The sequence below is a fragment of the Candidatus Zixiibacteriota bacterium genome (assembly GCA_016933955.1).
Taxonomy (GTDB): domain Bacteria; phylum Zixibacteria; class MSB-5A5; order GN15; family PGXB01; genus JAFGTT01.
In genome coordinates this window covers 141,439-151,853 of sequence record JAFGTT010000008.1, presented here as the reverse complement: position 1 = coordinate 151,853, position 10,415 = coordinate 141,439, and the positions used below count along the sequence as shown (strand labels likewise).

Here is a 10,415-nt window from a genome sequence, read left to right as displayed (position 1 = left end):
AATCGGTCATCACCTTGGTCATGTCGATCCCCCACCACTGTTTCGGACGATCCGGTTTCGGCTTGGAGCGAGTCGGGACACGAGTCAAGTCTGCGCAGTTTGCCGAAACGGGCAGGTCTCACGATCTGCTCGTCAAAATCGTCTGGGTCTTTGCATCCCCCTACTTGATCAACAGTTTCTTCTTTGTCTGCCCGGTGAACCCGTGAGGCCCTGGGCTGCTACCACTGACACCAACAGTACTGTCCCTATCCTATTTCAAATCTATTTGCCCAGCTATGGAGACCGGTATAAATTTCTTTGCCAGCCATATTTCCCTATTTATCACGGTCGGGCCAGCCAGCCAATTGTTATCCACTTCAATCGAATCGGGAGACGTCATGAGCATTGGTGCTTGAAGTCGTGCCTCTACCGGATGAGCGCCATTACGCAAGCTGACATCAATTCTCTCGTTCCAGACAATAGCGCGCAATAACAATGAATGCCCCGGCTGAATCACCAGCAGTTCACTTATGCTCTTGAACACGCCACCTTCTTCAAGCGAGTTTCGATATCGGCGTTCGTCGCTGGTGCGCTCCTCCTTGGGCAGTGGATCACTCATCCCCGCACAATGAAATGATAAGAAATCCTCAAAAGGATCCAGGGGCTGAATTATGGCTTTATTCCGCGATGATCCATGAGACTTGGCATAGTCGCTCCGGCAGTCGACAAGAATGACATTCATGCCGATGTTTTTGATTGTTACGTCTATCGCTACTTCGCGGTGAGCAAGAAATGCGAAATCTCGTACAGACATTTCGACCTGTAAAGATTCTGCAATATTCTGAGATGGGTCTTTGCTGGAGCATCCCGCAAGGCAAAATAGAATTAGTAAGGAACATACACGTGCTCTTGGAATTCTCAGATGAGATCTACTGAATGATCCCGGTATTAGCACAATTCACTCCTTTGGTTGATTATCCCAACACCGCCCGTGCTTGGGATCGCTTGTGCCGCTCCCGAAGTAAGCGGCGAATTCTCGGCACCATGTGAATCAACTCATCTCACTATTCGAAGGCCTACTGGCTGTTGGGGCTGAGCACCGAGGACGAGGAACCGGAAAACCGATGACCGTGTTCGTCTCGGCCCTCATAGTATACTGTGACCCTGCCTCCCGCGAGGGTCTCCGCTCTTACCCATCGATTCTGATAGAGCGCCCAGACTTCGGTCCCAACTTTACACTCCGTTATGACCCAACTCCGGTAGGAGTTGCCGCCGCCCGCGGCAATCTGTATGGTCTTGTCGAACCCGCTACGGGATCCTTCTCCCGCCCACACCGATCCGTCACTTGCTGTGTATTCCACCTTCAGCCACTGGATTACGGCCCCTACGCCGTTGAGTTCCATGAAGTCGATTCGGTAAACGTATTTGCACTTTGCGACTCCGTCGTCATCCCACGCGTTGTCAACAGCCGTTGAATCAGCCATCCAGCCCACCACCAAGGTTGAATCACTCAGCACCGCCCCCTGCTGCTGCTTCTGGGCCTGCCGCTCTGAACTGTGCTTGCGCAGCGCCTCTATCGCTTTCTCGCGGAGACTAGTCTTCGGCAGGAGTGCTATCAGTTGGTTGTGAATCTGAGGAGAGGCATCCTCCAAAAGTGCGGCCCACCCTTCGCAATCCAACGACAAGATGCAGCCCACGGCACACCTGCACAGAGTTTCTGAAGGATCATCGAGGTGTCGCTTCAGAGTGTCCAGGAGCACTTCTGAGGCGTAAGAGCCACAGCCCCCCAACAGCCTAGTGCCGAGTCGGAACGCTCTCGAGTCAGATGGCGATGCCGCTAATGTATGTGCCACATGAGGAGCCAGGAGATCAGATGGGTAGCCCTGCAGTATTTTCAGTGCGACCTCGCCAATCCCCTCTTTCGACAAACACCCAAGCAGTATCCTGGAGAACCTCTCCGGCGCTTCCTGCAGAGGTCGCAGCCCGAACGGGTGTCCGATAGACAGAAGACACTCCGTTGCGCGCTGAGCGATGGAATCCGTGTCGGACAACGATCGCTCCTGGAGCAGCTTCAGAAGTCGCTGCACCTCATCTGTTGCACCCACCGGAATCGAATCCCACCAGACTTCCCCCCGCTGCATCTCCAGATCGGCGGCACGGCTATACTGGACTATCAATTCGCTGTTCCGCGCTTTGCCTGGCACCAGCGACGGCAGAAGAACCGGAGTCAATCCGCTGTCGTTCCAGCTCTGGGCGTCACGATGGGCGCGACGATCCCAGTAGAACCGATTCAAGCCGCGATTTATGGCCGGAAAAAACGCCGTATCATTTCCGACCTTGGTGCTGTCCAGGAGAATAACGACCCCCTCATATGGATCTGCGCATCGCAGCCGGTTCATGAAGCAGTTGGCGTCAAGCGTGTCAGCGGAATCCTCTCGATACCGCACGGTCCGGTATGAGCTGGTTCGGTAAACAAGACCTCCCGGTTCGTCCCACAAAACGCCGAACACAGGCACCAGCACCTCGGGCTTCGTCGTTACTTCCTGTCTCCTCCGCCGTTCTGATGGGAGTTGCTCGTCGCGCTCCTTCCGCAAGCGCTCCAGCAGCGTGTCGGTGCAACCCTGGTGTAATCTCACCAGCGCCGAGTTAGCATAGGCGGTGCTGGGAAAAAGCGAGATGACACTCATATATGCGTCCCTGGTGTCTCGACTCGAGGCGCTCCTCCATTCTGCTGCGGCATACAGATTCCAGAGTGTGGAACAGGCCGTCTCGGCATGCCGGGACGAAGGAAAGGAGCTCAGGAACGATTCGAGCGCTGCGATTGACTCCGTTCTCATCGCCTGTGACCAGGAACTGTCTTCCCTCGTTCGCTCTTCGAGACGAATACTGTCCGCGATAATCTGCTTAAGGCGTCGCTCGGCGTCACTCGCCAAGCTCGTACCCGAATACTTCTTAAGAATCTCTTCGTAGGCTAACCGCGAGTCGGTGCGAGTCGCCTCGTCCCAATCTCTCAGCATTCTCTTTTGCTGCGACGCACATCCTATCAGACTGATGATAAGGATTCCTGTCAACACGCGACCAATCTGGCAGACCATTGTCGATTCCTTCACACCGGTGTCCTTTCTGCTAGCGGCGCACCCGACATGTGGGCACCACCTGACAAAAACATAACTCTACCCTTTCCCGGAATCCACTAAACCGGAGTAACTCAGAACATGTCTCACCACTACAGACATCCCTCTGCTGGAGTGTAGCATGATTTGTGAGCCCGCAGATTCCTGATTGCCTTACCTATCTCGAAGTAAAGCAATATAAACGTTTGTATAATAAACAGTCAACACTTTTTCACCCCCCGCATCGACTGCTGGTAGCCACTCGGAGGAGGCAATGGGCCAGCGCGTGTGAGGCCACCCGGTTGGTTGTTCGAATCATAAATAAGTATGATGTCGAAACCTCCTTCGCTTCGCTCCGGACCTTCGGCGGGGGTTTCGACCTACCTAAATACCAAGATAAGTATAATATGCGACAGAGAAATCGGCAATAGTTTTTGGGGGCGAATAATCGGCAAGGGTGAAAAATTGCTGGTTTAAGGACAAATGGGTAGACGAAGGCGTCTGCCGCCCATGAATCCCACGTCTGAAGACATGAGTCACCCGGGGAAATGTTCAAAGTCCCCTCTCGAGAGGGGATTCAGGGGTGTGTAGAGCGGTTTTGGTAACACACCCCGTCTCCGCCTGCGGCATAAATGCCTCCGGCGGATCCACCCCTCTCAAGAGGGGATGAAGATGGATTCCCGATCAGGTCGAGAATGACAAAAAGGGGCGGGAATGACAAAATAGAAATGGGAATGATATGAAAGGGGCAGGAATGATTCAGTGCGGGGCAGACGGAGGGCTGTTTGCCGTCCACGAATCCCAGGTCTGAAAACCCTGGGCCACCCATTAATAAAACATCGGTTTCAACCTACAAGACCCAAGCCACCCACCAACAGGATGTTGAAACCTCAGGGGAGGGTTTTGCCAAACATTTGACTTTCGGGGGATTTATTATTATATCTTGACGCCATGAACACGATTGACGAACTGATCCTCAAACAGGTGGAACTGGCCCTGATGGAAGATGTCGGGCCGGGCGATATCACCACCCTGGCCTGTATCGACAACGCTCCCGGCCGGGCCGAGATCGTGGCCAAATCCGAGGGTGTCCTGGCCGGTCTGCCGGTGGCCGAAACGGTCTTTTTGAAACTGGACGATAAAATAAAATTCAACTCGATCAAAAAAGACGGCGAATCATTCGGGCCGGGCGATAAAATCGCGGAGATCGACGGTGATTACCGGGCTATTCTGACCGCCGAGCGGACAGCTCTCAATATTCTGGGGCATCTATCGGGGATCGCATCACTGACCGCCCGGTTTGTCAAAGAGGTCGCCGGGACCGGGGCGGTTATTCTCGATACCCGCAAAACCATGCCGGGATTGCGGTATCTGGAGAAATACGCCGTCACCTGCGGCGGCGGGAGTAATCACCGGTTCGGGTTGTACGATATGGCCCTTATCAAGGATAATCATATCGCGGCGGCGGGATCGGTAACCGGGGCGGTACAGAAGATGCGGGCCTTTTTATCCGGCGAGGAGTTTTCCAAACGGTTCGAGTATGATTCCGCGGCGGTTGAAATCGAGGTCGAGGTGACAGAGATATCGCAACTGACCGAGGCGATCGAATGCGGGATCAAGCGGCTTCTTCTGGACAACCAGACGGCGGCATCACTGGCGGAGATGGTCAAAACCGCGCGGGGGCTGGACCCGTCGGTCAAACTCGAGGCGTCGGGTAATGTCAATTTGCCCAATGTCAGAGCGATCGCGGAAACAGGGGTCGATTTTATCTCGATCGGGGCGCTGACCCACTCGGCTGTATCCTCGGATTTCTCTCTCCGGGTGATAACCGAATAATCCCTGCCATTCACGGGTATAAAAAGCGATGAGTGATAAAAAAGAACTCCTGGCGGATAAAATCCTGCACCAGATCCGTCCCCGGCCGGGGCGGAAAATCGACCCGGTGCGCCTGGCGAAATCGCTTAAAGTCCCGAAAGAGGAATTCGAGGCGGCGGTCGGACTGCTGGGCGAGTGGGGGTATAAGATCAAATCCGGCAAGAAAGGCCTGCTCACCCTGACCGGTACCCCAGACAGTCTTCTGGCCGAGGAGATATATTTCAAACTCAAGACCAAAAGCATCGGGCGCAAGGTGTACGCCTACCGGTCGGTGCAATCGACCAACACCATCGCCGCGCAACTGGTCAATTCGAGCGCCCCGGAGGGGACGGTGGTGATCGCGGAGCATCAGACCCGCGGCCGCGGCCGTCTGGGGCGGTCGTGGCATTCACCGGAAAAGGTGGGGATTTACTGCTCGATTATTCTCAAACCGCGGCTTCATCCGACCCTGGCGCCGGGGATCTCGCTGATCGCGGCGATTGCGGTGGCCGATACGATTGCCTCGTTCGACAATCTCAAGGTCCGGATCAAATGGCCCAACGATGTTTTGATTGATGGCAAAAAGACGGCCGGGATATTAACCGAGCTATCGGCCGAGCTGGACCGGATCAAGTTTGCGGTGGTCGGGATCGGGGTCAATGTCAATCACAAGGCGGGCGATTTCCCGGAAGATATCCGCGACAGCGCCACATCGATAAGTATCGAGCTGAAAAAGGAGATCAACCGGATTGATTTTGTCCAGAGACTTCTTTACAATTTCGAGAAACAGTATATTAAATTCAAAAAATACGGACTGGAGAAATCCAGAAAGCAGATTCTGGCTTATTCCTCGCTGATAAAACAGAATATTAAACTGCGGGTGGGCCGCAAGACGGTTTCCGGCCAGGTCCTGGATATCGACGAGATCGGGCGGCTGGTGATCGAGACGGAAAACGGGATCGAGCGGTTTATGGCCGGTGAGGTGACGATGCATATGGCGGACGGGCACCGGTAGAGATACAATGTGAAATATTTCACTTTGATTTTCGGGCTGAAAGGTTATATTCTGGACAAAGGCAGTATATTATAGAAAGCGAAGCATGTATTCTCAGAAAGTAATCGATCATTTTCAGAATCCCCGCAATGTCGGCGAGATCGAGAACGCCGATGGAGTCGGCACAGTCGGAAACCCGTCCTGCGGCGATATCATGAAGATGTATATAAAGGTCGAAAACGGGGTAATTACCGATATCAAGTTCAAAACCTTCGGGTGCGGAGCCGCTATCGCCACCAGTTCCATTACCACCGAGATGGTGTTGGGCAAGACGGTTGCCGAGGCCGAGGCGCTGACGCGCAACGATGTTGCCGATGCCCTGGGCGGACTGCCGCCGATCAAGATGCACTGCTCCAACCTGGCCACCGATGCCCTGAAAGCGGCTATCGAGGATTACCGGGCACGTCATAAACAGGAATAAACCAATGAAGCGGATGGGATTTTCGTGTGCGGTTTCAGCTTGCCTGATTCTGATAATCGCCGGGTGTATTCAAAAAGTCGAACGACCGGCGGCCATCGAGCCGGGCCGATATTTCCCGCTCCATGTCGGAGATGATTATTATTACAGCGGTCCGGTGGGGCATTTTGCGGTGGTTGACGCTATCGGGGATTTGCGGACTGTGGCCTATTTCGATTCATCGGGCGTGATTACCCATCGCGAGGATTATGTCAAAAGCGATTCCCGGATCGGGTTGAAGAGTATGATGTACCGGGTGCCGGGGCATGCTTATATCGGGTTCGAGCCGGCTTTGCCGTTTGTTCCGTGGTCGAACCTGATCGGCGACACACTTCTTTTCTCGTCAACCGAAATCCGCGGCGATTCCAATTTTACTCATTTGCGGATAATGGTCGAATATAAAATCACCGCGATCGAGACTTTGGTGACAATGGCCGGGACATTCGAGGATTGTATCAAGATCGGTATGACTTACCGGACGCTGGAAAACGGGGTTGGCAATAAGCTCGACGGGCAGAGCACCTGGTGGTTTACCCGGGATGTCGGGTTTGTCAGGTACGAGACGCCGGAAGGTGTCGGGGAATTGCTGAGAGCTGATGTTGACGGCCGATCCTATCCATAAAAATAATGTGTTGATGAGGCTGGCTATGGCCAAAATTACCAAGGATATGACAATGGGGGAAATAATGAAACAGGTCCCCCATGCCCGCGAAGTCATTCAGAAATATTTTCACGGCGGTTGCTGGGAATGCCCGGCCCACCAGCTGGAAACGCTGGAAATGGGCGCGGCGCTTCACGGTCACGATGTCAACCAGATTATCGCCGAGCTGGAAAGCCCGGAAAACTAAAACCTCTGTCCGTATTATCAACATTCCCCGGAGTGACAGTTCATGCCGGAATTGCCTGAAGTGGAAACGGTGGTTCGCGGTTTGCGAAGCACGGTACTCAATAAGATCATTAAATCCGTACAAGTAACATACTCCAAAATCGACAGTGATAATGCGCCGGGCTGGACCGATATCTTGCGAGGAATGCAAGTCATGGCGGTCCGCCGCCGGGGAAAAAATATACTGATGGATCTTTCCGGCGGGTACACGCTCTGGGTGCATCTCAAAATGACCGGGCACCTGTATTACCTTCCGGCCGACACGGAAATCGACAAACACGACCTGGTAATTTTCAATTTGACCGACAATGGTTATCATCTGCGTTTCAACGATTATCGCCGGTTCGGGCGGGTGCGGTTGTTTTCCACGGCCGAAATCATGAACCAGAAGGGGCTGGTGGAACTTGGCCCGGAGCCGCTGGAAATCGGGACGAATGAGTTTGTCCGGTTGTTCCGGTTGAAAAAGCGGATGATCAAACCGGCGCTTCTGGATCAGACCATGCTGGCCGGGCTGGGGAATATTTATTCCGATGAAACGTTGTTTCTTTCGAGGATACACCCGCAGAAAACTACCGACCGGATTGCCCCGCGGAAATTATCGGAACTGCACGGTCATATCCAAGCCATGTTGAAAAAGGCGATTCGCCTGATGGGAACCTCGGTTGACAGTTATGCCGGGGTCAACGGCCAGCCGGGCGGTTTCCAGAAATATCTCCGGGTTTACGGCCGTGAGGGTGAACCCTGTTTTGTCTGTGGAACGGCGATTGTCAGGAAGAAGATTGGTTCCCGCTCGGCGCATTTCTGCCCCCGCTGTCAGCGAATGGGACAATAATCGCGAACAAAACCTTCCGAATCCTGTTTAATTCCGTATACTTTAATACATTCGGCGATAATTCACCCTGAACTTTCGAGGATAAAATGGGCAAATCACTGACACATAAAATAATAGAAAATCACCTGGTCTCCGGGAAAATCAAGGTCGGAAATGAAATCGGAATCAAGATCGATGAGGTTCTTATTCAGGATATTACCGGAACCCAGGTCTTTTTGCATTTCGAGGCTATCGGTTTAAATCGGATAGGGGCGCGGGTGGCGGTTTGTTACGCCGACCATAATGTTCTCCAGATCAGGCCGGAGAATATGGAAGACCATCTCTACTTGCAGTCGGCGGCCAGGAAGTACGGAGCGTGGTATTCCAAAGCGGCCAATGGCATCGGTCACCAGATTCACCAGGAGCATTTCGCCATCCCGGGTGAAACCGCGGTCGGATCAGACAGTCATACCCCCCACTGCGGCGGGCTGGGTTTGCTGGCAATCGGGGCCGGGGGGCTGGATGTGGCGGTGGCGATGGGCGGCGGAGCGTATAACTTCGTCATGCCGCAGGTAATCAATGTCCGTCTGACCGGCAGTCTGAAACCCTGGTCAACGGCCAAGGATATTATCCTGGAGATGCTTCGCCGGGTCACGGTCCGGGGCGGGTTCGGAAAGATTTTCGAGTATTCCGGTCCGGGGGCGAAAACGCTCAATGTCCAGCAACGGGTGACTATCACCAATATGGGTACCGAGATGGGCGCGACCACCTCAATATTCCCCAGCGATGAAATCACGCGTCAGGACTATGAAATAACCGGGCGGCCGAAGGACTGGCGGGAGATGACGGCCGATGACGATGCCGTGTATGATGATCGGATGGAGCTGGATTTGTCGCAGATCGAGCCGCTGGTGGCCCAGCCGTCGCTTCCGGATAAAGTCGTCCCGGTCAGCCGGGTGGCGGGAGTGAAAGTCGAGCAGGTGATGGTGGGATCGTGCACCAACGGGGCTTATGCCGATCTGAAAGCGGTGACAAAAATAATGAAAGGCCGCCAGGTCCATCCGGAGGTCAATTTTTTCATCCATCCCGCCAGCCGGATGGCCCTGGAGCAACTGGCCGAGGAAGGTTATCTAACCGATTTAATACGGGCCGGGGTGAATGTGGCCGAGCCAACCTGCGGAGCCTGTATCGGTTCCGGCCATGTGCCGGCGCCGGGGACAAGATCGGTGCGGGCCATCAATCGTAATTTCCGCGGACGTTCGGGTTACAAAGACGATCTGGTGTACCTGGTCAGCCCGGAAACAGCCGCGGCCACGGCCATCAACGGCGTATTAACCGACCCGCGGACGCTCGAGATGGAGGCGCCGTTATCCGAGTTGCCGACGAAAATCAGGCAGGATAATCCCAATTTGATTAAACCGGCATCGGTCGAGGAGGCGAAAAATCTCGAAATCCGCCGGGGCGATAATATCCGCCCGGCCAATCCGAAAGAGGTGCTCTCCGACACCATCACCGGCGAGGTGTTAATCAAAGTCGAGGATGATATCAGTACCGATCACATCATGCCGGCCGCGGCCGAGATTCTGGCCTACCGGTCCAATATTCCCAAAATAAGCGAGTATGTGTACTATCGGCTGGACCCGACGTTTTCATCGAGAGCAAAAGAAAAAGGCGGCGGGTTTATTGTGGGTGGGGAAAATTACGGCCAGGGTTCCTCGCGCGAGCATGCCGCGCTGGCCCCGATGTATCTCGGAATCAAAGGGGTCATCGCCAAATCATTCGCGCGGATTCATCATTCCAACCTGGTCAATTTCGGCCTGCTACCGCTGGTGTTTTCGGACAAAGGCGATTATGACCGGATCGGGGCGGGTAATGAGCTGGTGATCGATAATTGTATCGAATCGGTTAACAAGGCTTCGTTTGTAATTCAAAACAAGACGCAGGGATTTTCATTCGAAGTAAAAGCCACCCTGACCGACCGTCAGAAGGAGCTATTGAAGCTCGGCGGATTATTAACATACACCCGCGAGAAAGGAATGAGCGGGAGGTAAAAAACAATAATCAGGAGTACCCTTCGTTTCACTCACTTCGCTTTACTCAGCGCAGGCAGGATTTACAGCAGGCCTTCTGACCTATCCAAGCCGAATGAGTCACCAGACAAGTGACAAACCGGACTATTATCCTTACTCATTGAATTTCGTTGGATTTATCGCGAATTCTCATTGCCAGACTCACTCGTAATACCGATCTGCGGAAATTTG

10 protein-coding genes are annotated in these 10,415 nt (G+C 53.8%); 8 read left to right on the top strand and 2 right to left on the bottom strand.

Annotated elements, in window-relative coordinates; all coding sequences use genetic code 11:
- Window positions 1-206, top strand: a 206-nt coding sequence (locus JXQ28_02190; protein MBN2276533.1) for a hypothetical protein, incomplete at its 5' end; no start/stop codon positions are given.
- A gap of 44 nt (window positions 207-250) precedes the next feature.
- On the opposite strand, the gene JXQ28_02185 is transcribed toward JXQ28_02190, so the two are convergent.
- Complete coding sequence (locus tag JXQ28_02185) at window positions 251-793, bottom strand: hypothetical protein (protein MBN2276532.1); 543 nt, start codon at window positions 791-793, stop codon at window positions 251-253.
- Window positions 794-1,055: 262 nt separating this feature from the next.
- Window positions 1,056-3,089 (bottom strand): hypothetical protein, encoded by a 2,034-nt coding sequence (locus tag JXQ28_02180; protein ID MBN2276531.1) that lies wholly within the window; start codon window positions 3,087-3,089, stop codon window positions 1,056-1,058.
- 954 nt (window positions 3,090-4,043) lie between these two features.
- Here JXQ28_02180 and nadC point away from each other — a divergent pair.
- The 7 genes from nadC (at window position 4,044) to JXQ28_02145 (ending at window position 10,205) form a co-directional block, all read left to right on the top strand.
- A complete protein-coding gene (nadC, locus tag JXQ28_02175) occupies window positions 4,044-4,928 on the top strand; it encodes a carboxylating nicotinate-nucleotide diphosphorylase (GenBank protein MBN2276530.1) in 885 nt (294 codons plus the stop codon).
- Between the two features lie 28 nt (window positions 4,929-4,956).
- Entirely contained in the window at window positions 4,957-5,961 is a 1,005-nt protein-coding gene (locus JXQ28_02170; protein MBN2276529.1) for a biotin--[acetyl-CoA-carboxylase] ligase, read from the top strand.
- Window positions 5,962-6,046: 85 nt separating this feature from the next.
- Entirely contained in the window at window positions 6,047-6,421 is a 375-nt protein-coding gene (nifU, locus tag JXQ28_02165; protein MBN2276528.1) for a Fe-S cluster assembly scaffold protein NifU, read from the top strand.
- A 4-nt stretch (window positions 6,422-6,425) separates the two neighbouring features.
- Complete coding sequence (locus JXQ28_02160) at window positions 6,426-7,079, top strand: hypothetical protein (GenBank protein ID MBN2276527.1); 654 nt, start codon at window positions 6,426-6,428, stop codon at window positions 7,077-7,079.
- Between the two features lie 25 nt (window positions 7,080-7,104).
- Window positions 7,105-7,305, top strand: coding sequence for a DUF1858 domain-containing protein (locus JXQ28_02155; protein ID MBN2276526.1), 201 nt, complete (start codon window positions 7,105-7,107; stop codon window positions 7,303-7,305).
- Window positions 7,306-7,347: 42 nt separating this feature from the next.
- Window positions 7,348-8,175: a DNA-formamidopyrimidine glycosylase gene (gene mutM, locus JXQ28_02150; GenBank protein ID MBN2276525.1), complete on the top strand. Its 828-nt coding sequence runs from the start codon at window positions 7,348-7,350 to the stop codon at window positions 8,173-8,175.
- 86 nt (window positions 8,176-8,261) lie between these two features.
- Window positions 8,262-10,205: an aconitate hydratase gene (locus JXQ28_02145; protein ID MBN2276524.1), complete on the top strand. Its 1,944-nt coding sequence runs from the start codon at window positions 8,262-8,264 to the stop codon at window positions 10,203-10,205.
- The last annotated feature ends 210 nt before the right edge of the window (window positions 10,206-10,415 follow it).

Coding starts and splice junctions, on each gene's coding strand:
- JXQ28_02185 (MBN2276532.1), bottom strand. CDS start 793: ATGTCTGTACGAGATTTCGCATTTCTTGCTCACCGCGAAGTAGCGATA.
- nadC (MBN2276530.1), top strand. CDS start 4,044: ATGAACACGATTGACGAACTGATCCTCAAACAGGTGGAACTGGCCCTG.
- JXQ28_02170 (MBN2276529.1), top strand. CDS start 4,957: ATGAGTGATAAAAAAGAACTCCTGGCGGATAAAATCCTGCACCAGATC.
- nifU (MBN2276528.1), top strand. CDS start 6,047: ATGTATTCTCAGAAAGTAATCGATCATTTTCAGAATCCCCGCAATGTC.
- JXQ28_02160 (MBN2276527.1), top strand. CDS start 6,426: ATGAAGCGGATGGGATTTTCGTGTGCGGTTTCAGCTTGCCTGATTCTG.
- JXQ28_02155 (MBN2276526.1), top strand. CDS start 7,105: ATGGCCAAAATTACCAAGGATATGACAATGGGGGAAATAATGAAACAG.
- mutM (MBN2276525.1), top strand. CDS start 7,348: ATGCCGGAATTGCCTGAAGTGGAAACGGTGGTTCGCGGTTTGCGAAGC.
- JXQ28_02145 (MBN2276524.1), top strand. CDS start 8,262: ATGGGCAAATCACTGACACATAAAATAATAGAAAATCACCTGGTCTCC.